General features: G+C 57.4%; 21 protein-coding genes. 15 read left to right on the top strand and 6 right to left on the bottom strand.

Annotation, left to right across the window (positions count from 1 at the left end; translation table 11 throughout):
- Positions 1 to 13: 13 nt before the first annotated feature.
- Together BLV67_RS26225 and BLV67_RS26220 are read left to right on the top strand one after the other, a co-directional pair.
- Positions 14 to 2,452, top strand: coding sequence for a Lon protease family protein (locus tag BLV67_RS26225; protein ID WP_069786484.1), 2,439 nt, complete (start codon positions 14 to 16; stop codon positions 2,450 to 2,452).
- 318 nt (positions 2,453 to 2,770) lie between these two features.
- Positions 2,771 to 3,088, top strand: coding sequence for a PA4575 family protein (locus tag BLV67_RS26220; RefSeq protein WP_065911150.1), 318 nt, complete (start codon positions 2,771 to 2,773; stop codon positions 3,086 to 3,088).
- Between the two features lie 140 nt (positions 3,089 to 3,228).
- Here the strand turns inward: BLV67_RS26220 and BLV67_RS26215 are convergent, their stop codons facing one another.
- Complete coding sequence (locus BLV67_RS26215; RefSeq protein ID WP_069786485.1) at positions 3,229 to 5,052, bottom strand: hypothetical protein; 1,824 nt, start codon at positions 5,050 to 5,052, stop codon at positions 3,229 to 3,231.
- Positions 5,053 to 5,214: 162 nt separating this feature from the next.
- On the opposite strand from BLV67_RS26215, the gene BLV67_RS26210 reads away from it, so the two are divergent.
- Positions 5,215 to 5,703 (top strand): TIGR00645 family protein, encoded by a 489-nt coding sequence (locus tag BLV67_RS26210; RefSeq protein ID WP_017139291.1) that lies wholly within the window; start codon positions 5,215 to 5,217, stop codon positions 5,701 to 5,703.
- 15 nt (positions 5,704 to 5,718) lie between these two features.
- On the opposite strand, the gene BLV67_RS26205 is transcribed toward BLV67_RS26210, so the two are convergent.
- Together BLV67_RS26205 and BLV67_RS26200 are read right to left on the bottom strand one after the other, a co-directional pair.
- Positions 5,719 to 7,155 carry an ArnT family glycosyltransferase gene (locus BLV67_RS26205; protein ID WP_069786486.1) on the bottom strand — a complete coding sequence of 479 codons (1,437 nt, stop codon included), beginning with the start codon at positions 7,153 to 7,155 and terminating at the stop codon, positions 5,719 to 5,721.
- Between the two features lie 127 nt (positions 7,156 to 7,282).
- Positions 7,283 to 8,308 (bottom strand): hypothetical protein, encoded by a 1,026-nt coding sequence (locus BLV67_RS26200; RefSeq protein ID WP_069786487.1) that lies wholly within the window; start codon positions 8,306 to 8,308, stop codon positions 7,283 to 7,285.
- A gap of 230 nt (positions 8,309 to 8,538) precedes the next feature.
- Between BLV67_RS26200 and BLV67_RS26195 the strand changes: the two genes are divergently transcribed.
- Positions 8,539 to 9,705 (top strand): MFS transporter, encoded by a 1,167-nt coding sequence (locus BLV67_RS26195; protein WP_069786488.1) that lies wholly within the window; start codon positions 8,539 to 8,541, stop codon positions 9,703 to 9,705.
- Positions 9,706 to 9,875: 170 nt separating this feature from the next.
- Here the strand turns inward: BLV67_RS26195 and BLV67_RS26190 are convergent, their stop codons facing one another.
- A complete protein-coding gene (locus BLV67_RS26190; protein ID WP_069786489.1) occupies positions 9,876 to 10,757 on the bottom strand; it encodes a LysR family transcriptional regulator in 882 nt (293 codons plus the stop codon).
- A gap of 222 nt (positions 10,758 to 10,979) precedes the next feature.
- On the opposite strand from BLV67_RS26190, the gene BLV67_RS26185 reads away from it, so the two are divergent.
- Entirely contained in the window at positions 10,980 to 11,753 is a 774-nt protein-coding gene (locus BLV67_RS26185; protein ID WP_069786490.1) for an SDR family oxidoreductase, read from the top strand.
- A 188-nt stretch (positions 11,754 to 11,941) separates the two neighbouring features.
- Here BLV67_RS26185 and BLV67_RS26180 read toward each other — a convergent pair whose 3' ends face one another.
- Complete coding sequence (locus BLV67_RS26180) at positions 11,942 to 12,217, bottom strand: hypothetical protein (protein WP_069786491.1); 276 nt, start codon at positions 12,215 to 12,217, stop codon at positions 11,942 to 11,944.
- Between the two features lie 215 nt (positions 12,218 to 12,432).
- A complete protein-coding gene (locus tag BLV67_RS26175) occupies positions 12,433 to 12,687 on the bottom strand; it encodes a DUF6124 family protein (protein WP_069786492.1) in 255 nt (84 codons plus the stop codon).
- 503 nt (positions 12,688 to 13,190) lie between these two features.
- Between BLV67_RS26175 and BLV67_RS26170 the strand changes: the two genes are divergently transcribed.
- From BLV67_RS26170 to BLV67_RS26125, 10 genes are all read left to right on the top strand, one after another.
- Complete coding sequence (locus tag BLV67_RS26170; protein ID WP_204839893.1) at positions 13,191 to 13,907, top strand: 2OG-Fe(II) oxygenase; 717 nt, start codon at positions 13,191 to 13,193, stop codon at positions 13,905 to 13,907.
- Between the two features lie 97 nt (positions 13,908 to 14,004).
- Positions 14,005 to 15,108, top strand: coding sequence for a bifunctional DNA-binding transcriptional regulator/O6-methylguanine-DNA methyltransferase Ada (gene ada / locus BLV67_RS26165; protein ID WP_069786493.1), 1,104 nt, complete (start codon positions 14,005 to 14,007; stop codon positions 15,106 to 15,108).
- Between the two features lie 39 nt (positions 15,109 to 15,147).
- Positions 15,148 to 15,441 (top strand): Ada metal-binding domain-containing protein, encoded by a 294-nt coding sequence (locus BLV67_RS26160; RefSeq protein ID WP_069786494.1) that lies wholly within the window; start codon positions 15,148 to 15,150, stop codon positions 15,439 to 15,441.
- Positions 15,442 to 15,732: 291 nt separating this feature from the next.
- Positions 15,733 to 17,184 carry an iron-containing redox enzyme family protein gene (locus BLV67_RS26155; protein ID WP_244160776.1) on the top strand — a complete coding sequence of 484 codons (1,452 nt, stop codon included), beginning with the start codon at positions 15,733 to 15,735 and terminating at the stop codon, positions 17,182 to 17,184.
- Positions 17,165 to 17,461: a Rieske (2Fe-2S) protein gene (locus tag BLV67_RS26150; protein ID WP_069786495.1), complete on the top strand. Its 297-nt coding sequence runs from the start codon at positions 17,165 to 17,167 to the stop codon at positions 17,459 to 17,461. The genes BLV67_RS26155 and BLV67_RS26150 overlap by 20 nt, the downstream gene beginning before the upstream one ends.
- A gap of 46 nt (positions 17,462 to 17,507) precedes the next feature.
- Positions 17,508 to 18,476, top strand: coding sequence for a class I SAM-dependent methyltransferase (locus BLV67_RS26145; RefSeq protein WP_069786496.1), 969 nt, complete (start codon positions 17,508 to 17,510; stop codon positions 18,474 to 18,476).
- 61 nt (positions 18,477 to 18,537) lie between these two features.
- Positions 18,538 to 19,824, top strand: a complete 1,287-nt coding sequence (locus tag BLV67_RS26140; RefSeq protein WP_069786497.1) for an MFS transporter — start codon at positions 18,538 to 18,540, stop codon at positions 19,822 to 19,824.
- A gap of 14 nt (positions 19,825 to 19,838) precedes the next feature.
- The gene (locus BLV67_RS26135) at positions 19,839 to 20,771 is read left to right on the top strand and encodes an alpha/beta hydrolase (RefSeq protein WP_069786498.1); all 933 of its coding nucleotides are present in this window, start codon (positions 19,839 to 19,841) and stop codon (positions 20,769 to 20,771) included.
- Positions 20,720 to 22,042 carry an ATP-grasp domain-containing protein gene (locus tag BLV67_RS26130; protein ID WP_244160775.1) on the top strand — a complete coding sequence of 441 codons (1,323 nt, stop codon included), beginning with the start codon at positions 20,720 to 20,722 and terminating at the stop codon, positions 22,040 to 22,042. Before BLV67_RS26135 ends, BLV67_RS26130 begins: the two co-directional genes overlap by 52 nt.
- Positions 22,039 to 22,929 carry an alpha/beta fold hydrolase gene (locus tag BLV67_RS26125; protein WP_239694223.1) on the top strand — a complete coding sequence of 297 codons (891 nt, stop codon included), beginning with the start codon at positions 22,039 to 22,041 and terminating at the stop codon, positions 22,927 to 22,929. The genes BLV67_RS26130 and BLV67_RS26125 overlap by 4 nt, the downstream gene beginning before the upstream one ends.
- Positions 22,930 to 22,936: the final 7 nt, after the last annotated feature.

Raw genomic sequence — 22,936 nt, 5'->3', positions numbered from 1 at the left:
GTAAGGAAGCCCGATGCCTGATCCTGTTGCTGCCAGCTTGCGTCTAGCGCCCGAAGCGCTGACTCGCCCTTTCTCCGCTGAACAGTTCAGCTTCTCGACCACCAATGATTTGGAGCCCTTTCGCGGTGTGCTTGGCCAGGAACGCGCAGTAGAAGCGTTGCAGTTCGGTGTGGCGATGCCACGCCCCGGTTACAACGTGTTTGTCATGGGCGAGCCCGGTACCGGCCGCTTTTCGTTCGTCAAACGCTACCTGAAAGCCGAAGGCAAACGCCTGCAGACCCCGTCGGACTGGGTCTACGTTAACAATTTTGATGAGCCGCGCGAACCGCGTGCCCTGGAATTGCCGGGCGGCGCTGCGGCGGCGTTCATTGCCGATATCAACGCCTTGGTCGACAACCTTGTCGCCACGTTCCCGGCCGTGTTTGAACACCCGACCTATCAACAGCGCAAAAGCGCCATCGACCGCGCCTTCAACCAGCGTTACGACAAGGCCTTGGACGTGATCGAGCGCCTGGCGCTGGAAAAAGACGTGGCGCTGTACCGCGACAGCTCCAACATCGCCTTCACGCCGATGCTCGACGGCAAGGCGCTGGATGAGGCGGAGTTCTCGCAACTGCCGGAAGTCGATCGCGAGCGTTTCCACACGGATATTTCCGAGCTGGAAGAACGCCTCAACGAAGAGCTGGCCAGCTTGCCGCAGTGGAAACGTGAGTCCAACAACCAACTGCGCCAATTCAACGAAGAAACCATCACCCTGGCCCTGCAACCTTTGCTGGCGCCCTTGTCGGAAAAATACGCAGAAAACGCAGGCGTTTGCGGTTACCTGCAAGCCATGCAGGTCTACCTGCTGAAAACCGTGGTCGAGCAATTGGTCGACGACGCCAAGACCGACGCCCAGGCGCGCAAGCTGCTCGAAGAGCAATATTGCCCAAGCCTGGTGGTGGGCCACTCGGTCAACGGCGGCGCGCCGGTGGTGTTTGAGCCGCACCCGACCTACGACAACCTGTTCGGCCGTATCGAGTACAGCACCGACCAGGGCGCGCTCTACACCACCTATCGCCAGTTGCGCCCAGGTGCGTTGCACCGTGCCAATGGCGGTTTCCTGATCCTGGAAGCCGAAAAAATGCTCAGCGAGCCGTTTGTGTGGGACGCGCTCAAGCGTTCCTTGCAGTCGCGCAAGCTGAAGATGGAGTCACCGCTGGGTGAGCTGGGGCGCTTGGCCACCGTGACCCTCAACCCGCAGATGATCCCGTTGCAGGTCAAGGTCATCATCATTGGTTCGCGCCAGCTGTACTACGCGTTGCAGGACGCCGACCCGGACTTCCAGGAGATGTTCCGCGTGCTGGTGGACTTCGACGAAGACATCCCGATGGTCGACGAAAGCCTGGAACAGTTCGCCCAGTTGCTCAAAACCCGCACCTCGGAAGAAGGCATGGCGCCGCTGACCTCGGACGCGGTGGCGCGGCTGGCCACTTACAGCGCTCGGTTGGCAGAGCATCAGGGCCGTTTGTCGGCGCGCATTGGCGACTTGTTCCAACTGGTCAGCGAGGCGGACTTTATCCGCCACCTGGCGGGCGACGAGATGACCGATGCCGGCCATATCGAACGTGCGCTCAAGGCCAAGGCCACGCGCACCGGGCGGGTATCGGCGCGGATTCTCGACGACATGCTCGCCGGGGTCATCCTGATCGACACCGCCGGTGCGGCAGTGGGCAAGTGCAACGGGCTGACGGTGCTGGAAGTCGGTGATTCGGCGTTCGGCGTGCCGGCGCGGATTTCCGCCACGGTGTACCCCGGCGGCAGCGGCATTGTCGACATCGAGCGCGAAGTTAACCTCGGCCAGCCGATCCACTCCAAGGGCGTGATGATCCTCACCGGTTACCTGGGCAGTCGTTATGCCCAGGAATTCCCGCTGGCGATCTCGGCGAGTATCGCGCTGGAGCAGTCCTACGGTTACGTGGACGGCGACAGTGCGTCTCTGGGCGAGGCGTGCACCTTGATTTCGGCCTTGTCGAAAACGCCGCTCAAGCAGTGCTTTGCCATCACCGGCTCAATCAACCAGTTCGGTGAAGTGCAGGCGGTGGGCGGGGTCAACGAGAAGATCGAAGGCTTCTTCCGCCTCTGCGAAGCCCGCGGCTTGACCGGCGAGCAGGGCGCGATCATCCCGCAGGCCAACGTGGCCACGCTGATGCTCGATGAGAAGGTGCTGCAAGCCGTGCGCGACGGGCAGTTCCATATCTACGCCGTGCGTCAGGCCGACGAGGCGCTGAGCCTGTTGGTGGGCGAGCCTGCCGGTGAGCCGGACGAAGAAGGGCAATTCCCCGAAGGCACGGTGAATGCGCGCGTGGTTGAGCGGTTGCGTGCGATTGCCGAGATGATCAGCGAGGATGATTTGAAGGAGGCGGAGAAGGAGCTGGCGCAGCAGGCGTTGGCGCAAACCCAGCCAACCTGATGTTTCGTCGCAGTGCAGTCAATGTGGGAGCGGGCTTGCTCGCGAAGGCGGTGGATCAGTCAGTATCAATGTGTCTGACCGACCGCATTCGCGAGCAAGCCCGCTCCCACATTGGATCAGCGGTGTATCTACAATATCGGTAAATTCGCCACTAAATTGACTCCATTCCCAAAGACCAACGCCCGTTGGTCCCTACAACCTTGGTTTGCACCGGTTTTCTTCTATTCTCACTTCAAGGGATATCCACAGGAGTCGCAGGACAGAGACAGCCTCGCCGCGTGATTGGGGCTGAACACCGATCTACCGAGGGTCGCCGCCATGCCGCGCAGCCTTTGCCTTACCCGCCAATGCCTGGGCCTGGTCACCCGTATCGAATGCTCCATTCGCCCGCTCGCCGGGGAAAACGGGATGTGGACCTTGTTGTTTGCCGCCGGCATGACCGGCGAGCAGCCGTCCACCGTCAAATCCCAAGGCCCGTTCCATGGGCCTTTTGTGGCAGAAACCATTCTGGAGTCGATTGTGCAAAGCCTGACCCTGCACGGCTATGCGCTGGCCGATGACCCGCAGATCTGGTGTCTGCACCTGCAGGCCCATCTGCGCCAACTCAACGGTGGGCGAGAGCGATTGGCGCTGTGATGATCGTTCCCACGCTCTGCGTGGGAATGCCGCCCCGGACGCTCCGCGTCCCGCAGCCAGCGCAGGTTCAAGCCGTGGGCAGGTGACGCGGAGCGTCACGGGATGCATTCCCACGCGGAGCGTGGGAACGATCGTTGCGGTTACTTGCCCTCGGGCTTATCCAGCTTGACCTCAAAACCGTATTGCACGGTATCCAGGTCGGTGCGCTGGTAGCTTTCCAGGCGGGTGGGCTGGCCGTAGAAGTAGTGCACGTCAAACAGCGCCGTGCCGTATTCCTCGGCGCGGTGGCTTACGCCGAGGATTTCCTTGAGGTAATTGCCGCTGGCGTCCTTGGCGTAGAAACGCCAGCTGTCGGCGGGGAATTCCTTTTGGTCGACGATCAGTGCGTTGTCCTTGAGCGACAAGCCTTTAGGCAGCTTGCTCGCATCCAGGGTGTTTTTCTCGATGGTGGCCAAAAACAGCGGCACCGAGCCCACCACAAAGGCCGGGGTTTCCGGGAACAGGTTGAGGTCGTAGGTGAGTGTGCCGCTGCCGGCGTTCAGCTCGAAAGCTTCGGTGGGCAGTTCAATCGGCTCGCCGCGCTCGCCTTTGTCGTCCGCCGTGAAGAAGGTGATGGGCGCGTCGCTGTTGTTGCGATCAGCGCCGACCAGGTCGTCATTGAACGTGAACGGGTGGTCAAACACGATTTTCGCCGCGCTGGCGTCTTCGGTCGACTGGGTGATGGTCACGCTTTTTTTCAGCTGGTCCTCGGTCATGGCGGCGTCTTTAAGCCAACTGGCGGCGCTGTCGTCGTACACGGTGACCGGCATCGGCAGCGCTTGTACGCTGCTTTGCAGGCTGTTCTTGTCGAAACGCTGCACCGGCAGGTCCAGGTCTTTGCGGGTGAGGGTGGCGGTGGAGAAGTCCAGGACATCGACCTGCAACGTGTCGATTACGCCATTGAAATACACCTTGGCGTAGTGGCTGCTCTGTTTGTGCTCGAAGGCTTTTTGCTCGTCGGTAAGTTGCTTCTCAAAGTCATCCGACCAGGCCTTCTGCTTCTGCATCTCGGCCAGTTGTTTCTCGTAGAACGCCACTTGCGCGGCATTTTCGTTGATCGAGCCCGAGCGGGTCAGGTACTGCCCGGTGCTGTCGCGTGCCTGCACCAGCAAAGGGTTGGGCGATTCGTCACCGACTTCCGGCGCCAGCGGTGCGCTGTTGGTCAGTTCAATCTCGGCGTAGTTCTTCTCCAGCAACAGCAGGTTGAGGGTGACCGTGCCCTCGGTGCGTTTGTGGCCCACGTCTTTTTTCGACAGGTCGAAGGTCAGCACCTTGCCCGGCGCAACCACTTCAACCGAGCCTTTGAGGCTGACGGGTTGCGGCTGGCTCTTGTTGTCTGTCTCGATGCCTTCGATAAACGGGTAGGTGACGGTCAGGTCATCGGGGTTGGTCAGGTTGGAGCTGCTGGGGCTCAACTGGATGCCCGGGTCGGTTTCCGACCATTCCGGCTGGAAGGGGATAACCTTATTGTTGCTCAAGGTCACCGACTGCCATTCCAGGCTGTGGGGGAAGGGGAACTGGTCGGGACTGTTGAAACTGAACGGGAACACTGGCTGCAGATCGGTCAGGTAGTCGGAGTGCGAGGCTTTGCGTAGCACGAACAGGCCATTGATGTAGGTGTCGACCAGGGCCTGGGGCGTGGGGTAGTGCGTGAGCAGGGCCAGGGTGTCTTCGCCGTATTCGGCTTCGACAGGCTTGTTGGCGAGCTTGACCCGCGCCCGTTCCAGCAACAGCAGGGAGCCGCCGAGGTCGGCGATGGCGTCTCTGAGTTTGGGGTCTTGAATGCTGTCCAGCGATTGTTCGAACTTTGCGGTTTTCTCTTCGAGGGTGGCCTGCTTCTGCTCTTCTTTCGGGGAGCAGCCGCCAGCCATCAGCAACACCGCACACAGGCCAAGGGTGGCCAAAGGGGATCGCACATCCGTCATCTGAATCTTCCTGTCCGACATCATCAAGCCGAGTGAGAGGACTCGACACTAGCAGAAAAATTCTCTTACAGATGCCGTACAGATCAGTTTTCTCGTGGTTCCAGCTGTTTGGAGGCGGCTGGTATACTCGCGGCCATTTTTAGCCTGGCTGTGTGAGATCTGATGGAACGCTTTATCGAAAATACGATGTACGCCTCGCGCTGGCTGCTGGCCCCGATCTACCTGGGGCTTTCGTTGGGCCTGCTGATCCTGGCGCTGAAGTTCTTCCAGGAAATCATCCACGTCCTGCCCAACATCTTCACCATGCTGGAATCGGAGGTGATCCTGTTGCTGCTGTCGTTGATCGACATGGCCCTGGTCGGCGGTTTGCTGGTGATGGTGATGATTTCCGGCTACGAGAACTTCGTCTCGCAGCTGGATATCGATGAGAACAAAGAAAAGCTCAACTGGCTGGGCACCATGGATTCTTCGTCGCTGAAGATGAAAGTGGCGGCCTCCATCGTGGCGATTTCGTCCATCCACCTGCTGCGGATCTTCATGGACGCCAAGAACGTCGATCCGCAGCATTTGATGTGGTACGTGATCATCCACATGACCTTCGTGGTCTCGGCGTTTGCCATGGGTTACCTGGACAAACTCACCAAGCACTGATGTGCAGCGCCGGCCTTACTGCTCGACGAAGTAGTAAGGCTGGCGGTTGATCGCCATTTCCTTGATCACCGTGACTTTCTCGCTCAGTTGCTCAGTACGGTCCAGCAGCGCCACGTTGCCGGGTTTGGCTGTGAGGTAAGTGCGCAACTCGGCTTCGGTTTGCAGGATCGGCAAGTAGGCCTGCAGGTAGAACACACTGGCCCCGGCGATGCGTTCGTTGGGCTGGAACAGCACCACGTCTTTGCCTTGTGCCTGGTAGGCCTGTATCTGGCTGATCACCGGCACAAACGACTGGCGCACGTCGGCTTTGGGGGCAAACCAGAAGGCCGCCGCCAGGTAGCAGGCAATCGCCAGGGTGAAAACCCCGCCGATCACCCTGCGGTGGTAGCGATAAATCGACGGTTTATTGGCTTTAAGCCACTCCAGCAACACCCCGGCATATTCGGCCGCCAGTACGGCGGCAGCGGGCGTGAGTGCCATCAGGTAAACCACACGCTTGCTCGACGCCAGGGTCAGCAGGGTGAACTGCGCCACCAGCCACACGCTGAAAAACAGACGGTAACGGTTACGCACCAGGCTTTTGCGAAAGTGCCACAAGCCCAGGTACACCAGGATATTCCACGGCAGGAAAGCCTCGGGCAGCTTGGCGATGTAGTAATAGAACGGCTCGTAATGCCCGGCTTCGACGAAGGAGCCGCTGAAGCGCCCGACGCTGTTGGTCCACAGCACTTCCGCCACCGACTGCATACCGCCGCGCTGAAACAGGAAGCCCAGCCAGATCAATAGCGGCACCAGCGCCAGCAAGGTGAACAGCGCCGGCTTGAGCCAGTCGCCAAGGCGCAGGCGTTTGTCCATCAGGCTGGTGCTGAGCAAATACACAAAAATCACAATGCCCGGCATCGCCAGGCCGAGCACACCTTTGCTCAAGGTGGCGATGACCATGCCGACGGTAAACAGCGCCCAGGCCCAACCGCTTGAGCCTTCGCGATCAGTGCGCACGGCCTGGTAGAACCCCAGCAGCGCGGTGGTCACGCCGAGGCTGAGCAACGAGTCCTCGCCCACGCCGCGCACATTGCCCCAGTAACTGGCCATGGTCGCCAGGATCAGCGCGGCGCAGAACGCCAGGGTTTGCGGCCGCCCGAACTTGCGCAGCATCGCGTAAAACAGCATCACACTGAACAACCCGGCAAACGCCGACGCCAGGCGCACGGCCCAGGTGGTGCCGCCAAACAGGCGAATGGCGCCAGCATCCAGCCACAGGCTCAGGGGTGGTTTTTCCAGAAAGGGCTCGCGGAACAGGCGCGGGATCACCCAGTCATTGTCCAGGTGCATGGCCATGGCGATCCCGGCGACGCGGGCTTCAGTGGAGCCTTGCAGCTCATGGCCGCCGAGGGCGAAGAAGAACAACAGACCAGCGAGAAGAAAGAGCAGCAGAGGAGCGGGACGCGTCATGGTTCTGGCTACCGAAGCAGGGGACCGCTCGGGGGAGCGGCCATGTTAATCGGTCAGTATAGGTAGCCGTTTCTTAACATTTCGTGAACGAATGTGGGGTTTTTGTAAGGCCCACTCAGCCCCATATTCAGGGCAGTTTCAAGCTGGGCAATGCCGCTTTGCCAGGCTCGGTGAGTACCGGCTCCAATTGCGCCCAGGTGAAGCTCAAGTCGTTGTCGCAGCCGTCGCCCGTGGCACGTGTGGCGAGTTGCAAGCCTTGGGTGTTGAAGCTCAGGTCGAAGCTGTCGTAGTCGGTGATTGCCGGGCAACCTTCGTCGGTGGTGGTTTGTTTGGCCAGCCAGGCGCTGAACCTGGCAGGCAACTTCACGTGCCCGGAGTAGACGTCATACCCTTGTTGTTGGCCGCCGAGCCAGGTCCATGGGTCGACACGTTCGCCGGTTTGCAGGTTCCAGGAGTGCAAGCCCCAACTGATGCCCCGCGCGCCAGTGCCCGCCGCCCAGCGATAAAACTTCACGGTGATGAACTGCGACGACCAATAGGTTGGCTCCACGTCGATTTCGCTGGTGTAGCCCGAGCCGTTTCGCCCGAGGTACTCACGGCGCTCCTGAAAGTAGTCCGCCTGCGCCTCATCGCTGACAGCCATGGCAGCGAGTTGCTGGTTGATCTTCTGAATCGCCGGGCTATCGCCCGCAAGCTTGATCGTGACCTGCGCGCCTTGGGCCTTGAGCAAATACGCGTGGTTTTCGAAGCTTTTCTTCTCGGTCTTCACCGGCAACGGCGCGGCTTCCATGGGCGCGTTGTAGGCATCGCTGCCGCAGCCGTCGGTGCTGATGCGTTTCAAGGCCAGTGGCAACGAGTTGGCGTCTTTGGTTTTGCTCCAGGTGCCCGCGAGCGTATCGCCCTGGGGTTTGCCCAGCGTCCACAAACCGGTATTGCCGGCTTCGACCCACGGCGCGTTGTCGCTGGCCTGGGTCAGCTGGATCGGCGTGAGAATGCGCTGGTAGTAGTAACTGCCCTGCTCGCCGTCGACGCCGTTGAAGCAGGCGGTGATGGCGGATTTACCCAGCGTGCCTTGCCATACGCCCGCAAGGTCGGCGGCGTTGGCGAGCAAGGGCGTGAAGGCGAGGGCGATGACGGCGAGGGGCTTGAGCACGGGTATCTGACTTCCGGTTGTCTGATAAAGGTCGTCAGGGTAATGGGAATGAGGTGTCTACGAAACCTGGGGCGATTCAAACACCTTCTTTTTAGATAAGGTAACTCTCGGTTTTTATATCCTTAGTCATTAAGAATATGGGTGCCTGGCAGGTTGGCAGGGTACTAATCGCTACTTTGCCCCTTGGCAGTTCGGGCGTTCTATTGCTGCTTAACCAAGGCCTTTCACCCATGGAAAGTCCGATCATCGAATACACCGACAAACAGCGCTGGTTTGCCTTAACCAAGATCAACACCCTCTCGGCACTCTCGCAGATCGTGCAGATCGGCACCGTCACGCCGCTGCTTTCGTTGTCGCTGGAACAGCAAGGCGTGGAGCCGGCCAAGATCGGCGTGATCGTCAGCGCCTCGTGGCTGGCGATCCTGCTGCTGTACAAATGGGTGCCGCGCCTGCTCGCCTACCTGGGGCTGGTCACAACCAACATCCTCAGTGCGGTGCTCACCGTGGGCGCATTGATCGGCATGACCTTGACCCACCACCTGGGGCTGATTTTTGCGCTGAATTTTGTCCTCGGTATCGGCCTGATCCTGCGCTGGATCGCCTGCGACACCTGGATCGTCGCCGTCGCCTCCAAAGACGAACGCGGCCGCGCGATCGGCGTACACGAAACCCTCATGGGCCTGGGCATCGCCGTCGGCCCGTTGCTGCTGGTGGCCTTCGGCGTCGGCAGCGCCGCGCCATACTACGCCTGCGCCGTCATCGTCCTGCTCTCCGGCCTACTGGCGCTCACTCTCACACCCTACGACACCCAACCACAAACCCCGGCAGAAAAACGCCACGGCAAATTATTCAGCGTCATCCCCACCGCACTCTGCGGCGCGTTTATCGCCGGCTTTGCCGAAACCTCATCCGTTTCATTCCTGGCCGGCTACAGCCTCTCGGCCGGTTACCTGCTCACTGCCGCGACCCTGCTGATCTCGGTCTTCGGCATCGGCGGCACGCTCCTGCAACTGCCCATCGGCTGGATGGCCGACCGCAGCTCCTACACAATCGGCCAATTGGTTTGCGGGTTAGTCTTGCTGCTGGGCACATTCGCCATTCCGTTCAGCCAGCCGCTTCCCTGGTTGGCGACGCTCATCGTATTCCTCTGGGGTGGGGCGATTGGCGGCATGAACACCCTGGCGGTGATCGAAGCGGGAGATCGGGTGGGGGAGCATCAGGTGTCTACGGCGATGACGGCGATTGCGATGTTTTATACGTTGGGGAGTGTGGTGGGGCCGATTGCGACGGGGGTGGTGGTTTCTTATGTGGGTGGGCATGGGTTGATGATATCGGTGGGGGTCGCCGGTGCGCTTTTCATCGCTCTGCTGACGGTGCGCAGAAACCCCGGCCCGTGATGCTTGGAACACGGCATGATGCGCGCAATAAACCCGCGCCCGGCGGCGCCTACTTCGGTGGCCCACCCGGCATTTGATGCGTGAACGCTATCGTGAAAGCTCGCGCGCCTGCCTGGCGATACGCGGTACGCCAACGCTTAACGTTCCAATTGCTCTGTTGGTGCCGCTACTCACAGGCGTAACGCGAGCTGTGTGGCAAAGAAGTCCGTAACTGCTCTGACTCTTGCGGGAACGAACCGACGCCGGGGCCATATCAGGCTTATCTCTCTCGATGAATTCATAAACTCGCCTAACACCGTCACGATATCAGGATGCTGCAGATCCCCTACCAACGAGGCGCTATTGAACATTCCAACGCCGACACCCGCCAGCACCGCGGCCAAAATGGTTTCTACACTGTTGGAAGAAAGATTGCCCTGCACGGGAACGGTGAACGGTCCATCCGGCCCCTGGAATGGCCATTGCGTCATGTCGTTGTAGATCAGGCAGTTATGTTGCGCCAGATCCTCGGGCACAGCTGGCGTGCCATAGCGATCAAAGTAGTGGCGAGAACCGACACATACCAGCGTTGTAGCCGCGACGGGCTTCACCACCGAATCAGGATCATGCTTGGGGCTGACTCTGATCGCGAGGTCGATACCATCATCAACCAAATCCCGGACACTGTCCGACAGGCAGACATCCAGTTTGATATTCGGGTGAAGTGCCAGCAGTTGCGGGATGAGCGCAACCACATGCAGCCGGCCGAACGTAGCCGGCGCCGCTATTCGAACTAAACCACTCACGTCCCCGACACTACTCGCCAGCTCACCGTCGGCTTCATCGATCTCCTCAAGCAGCGGTTTGGTCCGGTCATAGTATCGGCGGCCTTGATCGGTGAGGGCCACGCTGCGCGTGCTCCTGTTGAACAGCATCACCCCCAGGCGTTTTTCCAGGGCACTGATGGATTTGCTGATGGCCGATTGCGAATCGCCCAGTCGACGGGCAGCAGCAGAAAAGCCGCCCATTTCAGCAACGGTTACAAACGCCGTCAGTTCACGAAATCGGTCCATTGAAATTTCCCAGGCTATCTGCGCGATTCCAACACATGAGTCAATTCATTCTAAATATGAATAAACCATATGTGTTTTTTGATGATTATCACCTTAGGGGCACTTAATTAATATGGATTCATCGCCGGTCGCTGGCGCGGTCAGGTAACCGGATTAACGGCTAGCGGCTACACGGCGACGGTTACTGCATACACACATCCACTAATGAACAGGTACAGAATCATGAGCAGCGAAGTGATTGATCAGAACCAAAACGCCGTCCCTTCCTTGAGCCTTCGAGGCAAAAGGGTGGTAGTTGTAGGCGGCAAAACCGGGATGGGCCTCGGCATTGCTCAGGCGGCGCATGCGGCCGGCGCGTCGGTAACGGTCGCCAGTCGCCGCATTACATCCCTGCAGGAGCGTCCGGATCTGGCTGATTTCGAACAGATTAGCCTGGACATTCGAAACGAAGCCGATGTGCGCGAGGCCTTCAATCGCATAGGCGCCTTCGACCATTTGGCGATCACGGCCGCTCCCGATTTCGGGACTTGGGGCGCTTTTATGGATGCCGATATGCAAGGGGTGCGTAGTTACATCGAAGGCAAGTTCCTCGGCAGTTGGGCCTGCGCCCGGTATGCGGTGCCACACCTGAGGGCTGGCGGCACGATCACCTTCCTTACCGGGGGCTCGGCCGTTCGGCCAAAACTCGGTTTCACCGCACCGACGTCTGCTTTTATCGCAGTAGAAGCACTGGCCGGTTCACTGGCACTTGAGCTCGCGCCGATTCGGGTGAATACGATTCGTCCGGGTTTTGTCGACACCGATATGTGGAGCGTGCTGCCCGCAGATCAACGCGAAGGCTTGCGTGAGAAAGTTCGCCAGAACTTTCCAGCGAGACTTGCGGGTACGGCGGCCGATATTGCCCATGCCGCGCTGTTCTTAATGACTAATCGCTATATGACCGGCACTGTGATTGAAGTCTCGGGTGGAGAGAATTTGGTGCCCAGCGTGATGTGAGACCACGTCGGTCTGATTGCGGCCGACGACACACTGCCAACACGCAAACAGCCGACGCCCTCCCCAGCAATTTAGCAGAGCCTAATAACCCGACTCTGTACTGGCCTGTTTTGAATCCAGGCCTTGGGGGGAGGGGGCGACTCTTGGGCATGCAATATGCCTTTACAGCATCGGTCTGATCGTTCGGTTTACCAACGCGACGATTCGAACTCGCTATCAGCCTCTGACAGCGTTGCAGTGTTGACACCCATGACACGATTGAACTCGGTGATTGGAATGCCTCGGCTAGCCAGCAACCCCATCGCGCCGATCCTGGTACTGGCTAAGTCGAAAGCAGCACGCACGTGGACAGGCGCCGCTTCGAATAAATCAAGCCATGCTTCAAGTTCCACTTTCTCGGCAGCCAGTGAGACTTCGATATTCTCCTGCGGCTGCTCAACACGACTTTCGCTGGACTGACCCATGAGCGCTTCCTCGTATAGCGGGTGGTAAACATCGTTCGCTAAAGGCTACAGGGTTGGATCAAGCGTTTATCCACATGACTTTAATTTTAAGATCGGCAGCAGCTGAGCGGGTGGCGTGGTTGAGCAGGTTTATTTCGAGTGAGCGAAGGGACGCTGAGCACTGAAGATTCTTAAAGCCGAGCTGCTGCATGGCGACTCGGCTTTTTGGGCTGTGGCTATTGCGGGGACGGTGAGCTTGTGGGCTGCAGTAGGGTCAACACCCGCTCGATCAATAACTCACCGAGCACGATTAATTGTTGGCTACCCAAAAGCTTCTGACGGTTTTCACCTTCGAGTTCGAAAGCCAGGTCAGTGGTGATAGCGTTCAGCGAGGCAAGGGTTTCGCTGGCTTGAATCAGGAGGGTTTCGGGGTCGATGTTTTGAGCGACCGTGAAAAGGCTCGCTGGGGGATTGGGGGGGATTTTTTTCATGGCGCAAACTCCTTGATTGGTGGAGTCGCCAGGCATCGCTGCTAAACGAAGTGGGTGGCGACTGTACGCGGGTTAGCAGACCAGGAATCAAGGAACCCAGCGCACCCGAAAGTGCCCCACGCACAGCCGCCATAACGCAGTCCAGCAGATGCTGAACGGATGGTGGCGTTGCAGGCCTTGATATTAACCGAGCTGCTAAACCCGGTCGCTGATTTTGCAGCGACGGGAGGAGGTTAGCCGTGTAGATGGGGTGGGAACAGTTCACCAACGGCGCGATATCTTGAAGGAAAAATCCGAAGGCATGCTGGCTGGGGTTTTCAGACCTCAGAAACAACGAAACCTGCACTGGGCGGGTTTTGTCGATGCTTTGAATTGGTGGGCCGGGATAATCTGAAATGGAAATCCGGGGCGGTTCACTGGATTAATTTGATAGCAATAAACCGGAGGCTCCCACGGATTGCCTGCGGTATGTTGACAATCATGCGATCCACACGGGAATGGCAATGATCGACACGGCATTGGAAACAAGGCTCGCTTGCGAAAACTGGAGTGAGCATCTACATCGCGTAAACGCCAGCGGCTTTAGCGTCATTGAGAACCTGCTCGACCCAGACGTCTGCCAGGGTCTTATCGATAGCTACTGCGAACCGGCCATTTTTAGGTCGTGTATCAATATGGGCAGCCACGGCTTCGGTTTAGGGCAATATAAATATTTTGCATACCCGCTGCCGCCTATTATCGCCACATTGAGATCCTGTGTTTACCCGCAGATGGTTCCACTGGCCAACTATTGGAACACTAAACTTGGCCTTGAACCTCCCTATCCCGAACGCCACGAAGACTTTCTAAGCCAGTGCCATGATGCCCGGCAAGAGCGCCCCACGCCGCTGCTGCTGCGCTACGGTGCAGGCGATTACAATTGCCTGCACCGCGACCTGTATGGAGACATTCTGTTTCCCGTGCAGATGGCTATCCTCCTGTCTGAGCCCAATGACGACTTTAGCGGCGGCGAATTTGTGCTTACCGAACAGCGGCCACGGATGCAGTCCAGGGTCAGCGTGGTGCCGTTGCGCAAGGGCGATGCAGTGATTTTTGCCGTCAACCGCAGGCCCGTTAAGGGGGCCAGAGGCTTCTACTCCGTATTTACACGCCACGGCGTGAGCGAGGTCAGAGCGGGGGACCGGTTTACCCTTGGGGTAATATTTCATGATGCGCAGTGATGGACGGCCAAGCGTTCGAATTTGAAAGCAAGACTCGGAGTTTTAATGCGCTTCAATAGCGATAGGCTTGTGCAAATTGCGAAAGTGGGGTGTTGCCATGGAATGCGTTAAAGACCAAACCATCCAGCCCGTGCTGAAGGCCGAGGACGATCCGCGCTGGAGTATTCTCGTCAACCGCCAGGCTGATGCAAACCTCGATTTCGTCTACGGCGTGCTGACAACCGGGGTTTACTGCAAACCCTTCAGTCCGACCAAGCTGCCTCGGCCGGAAAATATCGTGTTTTTCGACACCGCAGCCGAAGCCGAAAGGGCCGGGTTTCGCCCCTCCAAGCGCGACAGCAGCAACCCGGCGGTCGTCGCCCAAAAGCATGCGGTGGCTGTTGCCGAAGCCTGCCGGCTTATCGACGTATCGGACATGGTTCCCAACCTGGGTGATCTGGCCGAACAGGTGGGCATGAGCAGCTTCCACTTCCACCGAGTCTTCAAGAAACTCACGGGCCTCACGCCTAAAGCCTACAGCGTCGCTTCGTTGCGTTCGCGCGTCAGAGACCAGCTTTCGCTCAGCGGCACCATCACCGACGCTCTTTATGAGGCGGGCTTTAACTCAAACAGTCGATTCTATGAAGCGTCTCAAAATATCCTCGGCATGAAACCCACCGAGTACCGTGCAGGGGGGGCCAATGTGGATATCAAATTCGCATTGGGCGAAAGCGCGCTGGGCTCGATCCTGGTGGCCAGAAGCGCGCGCGGCATTTGCGCGATTTTATTGGGCGATGACCCTAATGCGTTGGTGGAGAGCTTTCAGGACCAGTTCCCCAACGCCAACCTGATTGGTGGCGACGCCGAGTTCGAGGCGCTGGTGGCCACTGTCGTCGGCTTTGTCGAATCGCCGGGCACAGGCCTTGCGCTGCCGTTGGACATCCGCGGCACCGTATTCCAAGAGCGGGTTTGGCAGGCGCTGAGGGATATTCCCGCAGGAACGACCGAGACTTACGCCCAGGTCGCCGCGCGGATAGGTATGCCCAGTGCCACCCGTGCAGTGGCCAACGCATGCGGGGCCAATAAGCTCGCGGTGGCGATTCCATGCCATCGCGTGGTGCGCAGTGATGGATCCTTGTCTGGCTACCGTTGGGGAGTGGAGCGTAAGCGCAAATTGATCGAGCGCGAGAAGAGCATGCACGCGACACAAGTTGCTGGATGAACTGCGCCGGATGGGGACTTGACGGGGGGAGGACGCGTAATGAGGCGTTGGAAAGTCATAGATTCCCACGGCAAGCCCGCCCTCAGTTCCAAGCCGGGTCAGTTTGGCGGGCATAAAGGAAGCAAGATCTACGGGCTCCTGGACTGCCCGGCTGCACTGCGGGCATTGAGCAAAGGCGGATATGTGGAGGATCGTGTGTTTTTTATCGATGAACAGACTGCGCGATTGGCAGGCTATCGCCCCTGCTTTCGATGCATGCCCGCCAGTTACCGTGAGTGGAAGCTGACAACTGAAGGGCTCATAAAAGGGGGAGGTGATAACAAAGCAATGTGAACCTTAGACTATCGCTGTATCCGCGGTTATCAACTTGATAAAGCACGAAACTTGGCAGGCCCGAACGGTTAAGTAACAGCGTGCATGTGAAATTTTGTGCGCGAAAAAAACCATAGTGCGGATCCTGCAGCGGGATGCGTTCTGTGTGGCGTGTGAAAAATTAGATATTAAAAATATAAAAGCAAGAAACAGAGTTTTCCATGAAATGTTTTGCAATATTTTGACCCTGCCCCTCGTAATCAGTGTAGTGCTGACGCGAGGTGCAAGGCTATTGCATCGCCGACATGCGATATGCCGAACGATAATGCTTTGGTTCTATCGATAAACCTAATCATTTGGGGTGGCGCAATGGATGTGCAGGCAACTGAAGACTTTGAACGTCTTATGAAACGTTTGGGTGAAACAGAGCTATATCATGACGGCGAAGACTGGGTAGAATGTGAATCTGTCTGGAAACGCCCCCTTCGACCGCAAGCTTTTCCCTACACTACATTTGACAGCGTTACGCAAAGTACGCTGTTCAATTATTCATCCCTGACAATGAATCGAACGCTTACGGCGCTGTACGAACAAGATTTTCTCTACCTGCCTGCTACGTCCAACAATATTATAGAAGACCTCAAAACTGCCTATAGCACTCCGCTGAGAACGCTGGCAAATGAGCTGATTGCCCCGCTTGAGGAAAAGGTTTTGGGTGATCTACAGGCTCAGGTAAAAGTCGGTGGGGGGTGGAACAAGGAGCTGTTCAAGTGCTTTCTTGCAGAAAAACTTGAACCTCATGGCGACGCCGTATTAGATGCTTTGAGCCTGATTCAGAGTGCCGATGACCCGCAATTGATGCTGAAGTTGTTACTGATGCAACACGCCGTGGATTTCCTTCCTGAGTCTTCGCACATGGCGAGGTTTGCAAAAGGCGATTATGGCGACGCGCAATCTGCAGTATTCCGCGTATTACTCGATGAGTTCGGTTATGGCAAACATGCGACAAAGCACAGTACGCTGTTCAAGTCGACGCTGAAATCTATCGGCATGCTGGATAATTCCCATGCTTATTGGAATTTCTACCTGACGTCTTCGCTGCTCAACAATAACTACTTCCATAAATTGACGCGAAGCCCGGAATGCTTTTTTGAATACGTCGGCGCAATCACTTATGCAGAGAACTCGTTCGGGCCTTATTGCGGCAGAGTCAGGAACTTACTGTTGCAACACTTTCCTGATGTGGACGCGCGCTATTACACCGAACACGTGCATATCGACGACTTCCATGGTTCCATGACCTTGAATGAAATTTTATTGCCGCTGGCGGAACGCTACGGGCCGACGGTGTATCCCGAGTTTGTGCGTGGTATTGAAATGTCCTGCATGCTCCAGCAGATCATGGAAGATGATTTGTGCGCGCAGATCACCTGGATGAACAAGCGCCCCCTCTATCGCCAGCTGGCGATGGATATCAAACAGAGGGTGTTGGAAAACATCGAAAACATCCCTGTCGCCTACCTCAATGAGCCCAAGAACGAGCTGTCTGTTCCGCACGTTCATGATGGTGACGAGTTTTGTATTGTCGATGAAGGCTTGCTGCGGTTTTGTCACGGCCCGGATTGTTTCAGTGATCTGTCGCCCGGCGACTGTGTGGTGATCGCAAAAAACCGGCTGCACGGTGCGCTGGTCTTGTCTGACTTTTGCAAATATCGAATTCTGTCTATCGGGGATTATCGCCAATATGCAACTTATAGCCTTTGATCGATCTCAGACACCGCCGGTTATCAAGACGGTCAGTAAATATATCCAAATGCAGCGCGACGAAGACGGGCAGATAAAGTTCAAGGACATGACCTGCCGGCATCGAGGCGGCCCGCTGACCCATGGCACTGAAGACAATGAGTCGGTGATCTGTCCCTGGCATGGCAAAAAGACTAAGAAGTGCAAGATTGATTACCTGGATATAGCCTTCGTGGAAAACGCGAACACGGTCTGGGTTGGGCTTAACGATTTCGAAAGGCTTATTTACAACGTCTGATCAAACCCGCTGAACTGGACGCATCGCCAAACTTTGGAGATTTAGCATGTTGAGTCATAACAATGAGGCTGTGTTTAAAGCTACCACCATCAATGTAAATGACCCGTTGATAGCTACCATCCCCCGCTGGCATTTTTCTATGTTGAACGACCAGCAACGCAATCAGGCTTTTTTTGACGCCATTGATGCAACCGACCTTACCAATAAAACCGTACTTGATATTGGTACCGGCTCCGGCCTGTTGGCGATGCTGATTGCCCGAAAGGGCGCGCGGCATGTTTACACGTGTGAACTTAACCCAGTGGTGGCTGCCAAGGCAGAGGAAATCATCCGAATAAATGGTTTGGAGCATCGCATTACCGTTATCAATAAATTGTCAACGGATATGATTCCGGGTGAAGATATTCCACGCAATATCGAGATTATGATTTCCGAAACCGTGGATTGCGGTTTTTTCGGCGAAGGTTTTGGTCACGCGCTGGTTCATGCAAAACGTGAATTGCTCAGCCCCGACGCCATTATCATTCCTGAATCGGTGAAACTGAACGCCTGCTTATTATCAAGTCAGGAAGTGGCCAACCTCAACTGTGTGTATGACGATATTTTTGGTCTCGACGTCAGTGCATTCAACAGTTTCCAAACCGCTGGTTATTTCCCAGTGCGCTTGCAGACGTGGCCGCATCGACTGGTCAGTAACACCTTGGAGTTCTACAGTGCCGACTTCAAGAACGAATTTGTTTTTGATGCCCACCAAGAGCTGACATTTACCGCCGATGCCAGTGCGCTGGCGCATGGCATTGTGTTTTGGTTTGATCTCTATCTTAAAAAAGACACGTGTTTATCCAATGATCCACATAATGTTCGTTCGCACTGGATGCAGGCCGTTCAATTATTTGACTGCCCCATTTACGTTAGAAAATCCCATGATTACCGGATCTCGTTAAACCTGAGTTGTGACGGCGTTCGGTTTGGAAAACAACTTACCACCCGGCTGTTTGAAAATATCGCCAGTTGATAGGCCGCGTCGTTTCGCAGGTGTCAAGCGACATTGGTTTTATTGAGTTAGGAGAGGGTGTATGGACACTGAACAAAAAAATCCGTTACGGCGCACCGACCACAAAAACTTTAATTTGCTCTGGTCGGGGCAGTCGCTGAGCCTGCTGGGCAATCAATTCCTGGTGATCGCTCTGCCGTTCCTGGCGGTGCAAACCGTCGGCGCATCGGCGGCGCAAGCCGTGCTTTTGCCATTTTTAATGTTTGTGCCGTTCCTGGCGCTTGGCCTGCCGGTTGGCGCCTTGATCGATAGGCTGCCCAAGCGAAAAACCATGATCCTGGCGGACCTTGTGCAAATGGTGGTCTACGCGACGGTCGCGCTCATGGCCATGGGTGGCCTGCTGACATTCCCGATGCTGATGGGCCTGATCCTGATTGCCGGCATTGCAACGGTGTTCTTTCAGGTCGCGTACAACTCGTTCTTGCCGGAAATCTATTGCGCTGCATCCGACTTGCAGAAAGGCAATGCCAAATTGTTTTTCTCCGAGTCGATTGCCCGCACCTTGGGGCCAATAGGCGCTGGCCCGTTGATCACGGTATTCGGCCCGCCAATGGCGATTCTTCTTAACGGCTGCTCGTTCCTGATGTCGATCCTTACCTTGGGTGTTATCCGCGATACGGCCGTGGCACCCGCGCAGACTCATGTCCCCGCAGTGCGCACCTCCATCATGGCGGATATAAAAACCGGCCTGAAGTTCGTGTTTTCGCACCCCAAGCTCGAACCGGTGTTTTTATGCGGTGCCGTGTATGTGCTGTTTTTGACGGTTATCGAGACCAGCCTGGTGCTGTATTGCAAGGACATCCTGCTGCTGGCGCCCAACGTGATTGGCCTGGTCATTGGTGCAGCAGCTATTGGTTTTCCGATCGCCAACCTGATTGCCGCGCGGTTGCTCAACCAATTGGGCATGGCGCGCACCCTGGTGATTGCCGCCGCTACGTCGGTCAGCGGGTTGTTTCTGATTGCCGTTTTTGGTGCCTCCGGATCGATCGCCGGCCTGATCGCCGCCAGCGTATTGCACGGGTTGGGGGAGGGGGTGTTCGGCCCCACGTCCCTGACCCTGAGGCAGACCGACACGCCGTTGTCCCTGCTCGGCCGCGTCAACTCAGTGCAGCGCTTCATGATCTGGGGCGCAATTCCCCTGGGCAGCGTGATGACCTCATTGATCATTAAATACGTCGGGCTCGAGTGGACACTCTGGGTGGGCGGCGTGGGTACCGCGCTATGTCTGTTACCGCTTATTCGCCGCGGAATACTGGCGGATCTGCGTGAACCCAATATTCCCTTTAGTACAGACTCTTCCCACAGCTGACAGGAGCCATTGCGATGACTTACGCACCGGGTATCGAAGAATTCGTTGATCGTTGTAACGCGGTAATGCCTGCTGATTTCTTCACCTATGCGATGGAGGAGCAGCGCCGTCTGTACCAGAGCCTTGTGGTCGAGTTTCCCTATGAGCTGCCGCTGGATGTGCGCTGGGCGGAACATAACGTCACCCATGGCGATGCGCACCTTCGGTTCAGGCTCTACGAACCGTCGCGGGCGGGGAGCGACGGTCTGGTTATTTATATTCGCGGCGGCGGGTTTGTCATGGGGACCCTCGACACTCATCATTCTGTCGCGGCGGAAATCGCTTCGAAGTCTCGTATCAACGTCATGGCCGTGGACTTCCGGCTGGCACCGGAACACCCATTCCCGGTGGCGCTGGAAGACTGTTACACCGCACTGCTCTACGCCCACGCACACGCGGATACTCTGGGTATCGACCCACACCGGATCATCCTGGCAGGCGACAGTTCAGGCGCCAATATGGCGGTGGTGGTTGCCATGATGGCGCGTGACCGCAATGGCCCCGCGGTTGCCGGCCAGGCCCTGATAAGCCCGGTCTTGGATTTCACCCGCTGGCGCAACGGCGGTGCTGATGCGCCACTGCTGACCGGAGGCGAGATGGAGTTTTATACGGCCTGTTATACCCCGGACCCTTCGACCACCGCGCACCCTTACGTCTCGCCCCTGGTTGCGGGTGATTTCAGCGGTTTGCCCAAGGCCTATGTAATGGGCGCGGAGAAAGATTCACTGGCGATTGATGCGCAGCTTTACGCGCAAGCACTGCAGCGCCAAGGCATCGACGTGGAATTGGTCATCGAGCCCGGCATGGTCCACGCCGCCATCCGCGCCCGCTCCCTCAGCCCTACGGTGGAAGATGCATGGACGCGTTACTGCAGCAAGATCAGCGAAATGACGAGGGCCGTATCATGACGCGGGCCATCGAGCGTTACGCGGTGATTGTCGATCCGTATTCATCCGGCAATCAGTTCGCCAAAGAGTTTGCGCGTGAGGGTGTCAGGCTGGTTGCGGTACTGTCGTGCGCCGAACCGCCAGAGGTGTATGCCGCGTCGTATCGACCTCAGGATTTTTTCAAGGTGTATGTAGCGCCTGCCGCCGATTTGAAGGCGTTGGCGGACGAGCTACGCGATTACTCGCCGATTTGCGTGTTAACAGGTTGCGAGTCCGGGGTGGAGCTTGCTGAACGCCTCGCACCCATGCTGCTGCCCCAGGCTGCCAATGCGCCGGGGCTTGCCCTCGCACGGCGCGACAAGGGCCTTATGGCCGCTGCGGCGTCCGCGGCGGGCGTACCCATGATGAAGCAGATATGCACCAATGACTTTGCGAGCGTGGAACGTTGGCGCGTGGACAATGGCTTGGCTCATCGGCACCTGGTGGTCAAGCCACCCAAAAGCGCGAGCACCGATGGCGTCAGCAAGGTCAGCCCCGATGAAAGCTTGCAGGTGGCGTTCACGCGGCTGCTCGATAAGCCCAACCGCCTGGGCATTATCAACGACAGGGTGCTGGTTCAGGAGTACCTTGCCGGCACCGAGTACGTCGTCGATACCTTCAGTTACGCAGGGGTTCACACGCTGTGCAGCGTATGCAAATACACCAAGTTGGCCAACGCTCATGGCATGGCCATCTATGACCGGATGGAATGGGTCAGCCACGACGACCCGATCATTCAAACCCTGGCCGACTATGCCGAGCGGGTGCTCGATGCGCTGGGCATTGCCTGGGGTAACTCCCATATCGAAATCATGCAGACGACAGATGGCCCACGGTTGATCGAATTGGGCGCCAGGCCCCATGGTGGCGGTCACCCGGCGCTGTGCCTCATCGCCACCGGCGACAGCCAGGTTCATCGGGCAGTGAGGTACTTTACCCAAGGCGTCACACCGCCCAAGCGCTTCACCCTGCTTAAGCATATGAACGTGGTTTTTTTCCGGGCACTGGCGCCTTGCATCGCGCGCAATCTTGAAAAACTGCACGCCCTTGGCGCTCTGCGCAGTTATGTTGATGCGAGCATTCAGGTCAAGGAAGGTCAGGCTGTGCCGGCCACGCGCGATCTGTTCGCAACCCTGGCACTGGGCTTTGTGGTACTGGCTAATGACGACCCGCAGCAACTTGCCAAGGATGTGGAGGCTGTACGGCAGGCCGAAGCCGAGGTTTTTCAACAGGATATGCAGGGGGTTGCATGACGGCTTCATCGGTACAACACGCGCCCGGCGCGTTCCATGAGGTGCGCGGTAAACGCCTTTGGGTCGAGCAGGCGGGGAACGGGCAACCGTTGATGTTGCTCTCCGGGCTGGGGCCGGCCGGCTCTCACGCCCTGTTTCATCCGCACTTTGACGCCCTGCATGCCGATTTTCGGGTCATCTATGTCGACCTGTATGGCCGTGGGCGCTCCGATAAACCGGACGATCTGGACGCTATCAGCTTCGCGCAGGATGTACTCGATATAACGGTATTGATCAGCCAACTTTGCCCTGAGGGTACTCACCTGTTCGGCTTTTCTTATGGGGGCCTGATCAGCCTGCAGGTGGCATTGGACCAGCCCGACCTGGTGCGATCCGTGCTGCTTTGCAACTCTCTGCATAGCCCGCAGATGTGGCAGCAGAACCATGAAAATATCAATCAGGTCATTGCCACCCAGTTGCCCCATGTATGGGAGCAGATAAGCCAATTGCACGCGGAAGGCGAAGTGTCCACCTCGCCGCGCATGCAAGCGCTGTTCGGCCAGGCGGCCACCCTTGTCAGGTTCTATGACCCGGCTAACGCGGGCAAATTGTTCAGTGAGCCAGGCTCACGCAATACCGAGCTTTATCCGCTGTTTTGCGGTGCCGATGTTGATTTCACCATTGGCGGGCAATTGCTGCAGATCCCGGATTTCAGGCCGTTGCTCGACCACTTGGTGCCGCCGACCAAGGTATTGGCCGGACGTTTTGACCGTGCCTTATATCCGGCGCTTCAACTCGGGTTCCAGCGCGCACGCGTCGAACTGGCATTCCTGGAACGCAGTGGTTCGTTCGGCTTTATTGAGGACAATGAAGAAGTGTTAGGGCACATCAGGGCGCATTGCCGATGAGCCGCCT

The sequence above is a fragment of the Pseudomonas salomonii genome, assembly GCF_900107155.1.
Taxonomy (GTDB): Bacteria; Pseudomonadota; Gammaproteobacteria; order Pseudomonadales; family Pseudomonadaceae; genus Aquipseudomonas; species Aquipseudomonas salomonii.
The sequence above is the reverse complement of the archived record's forward strand: the minus strand, read 5'-3'. Positions and strand labels throughout refer to the sequence as shown.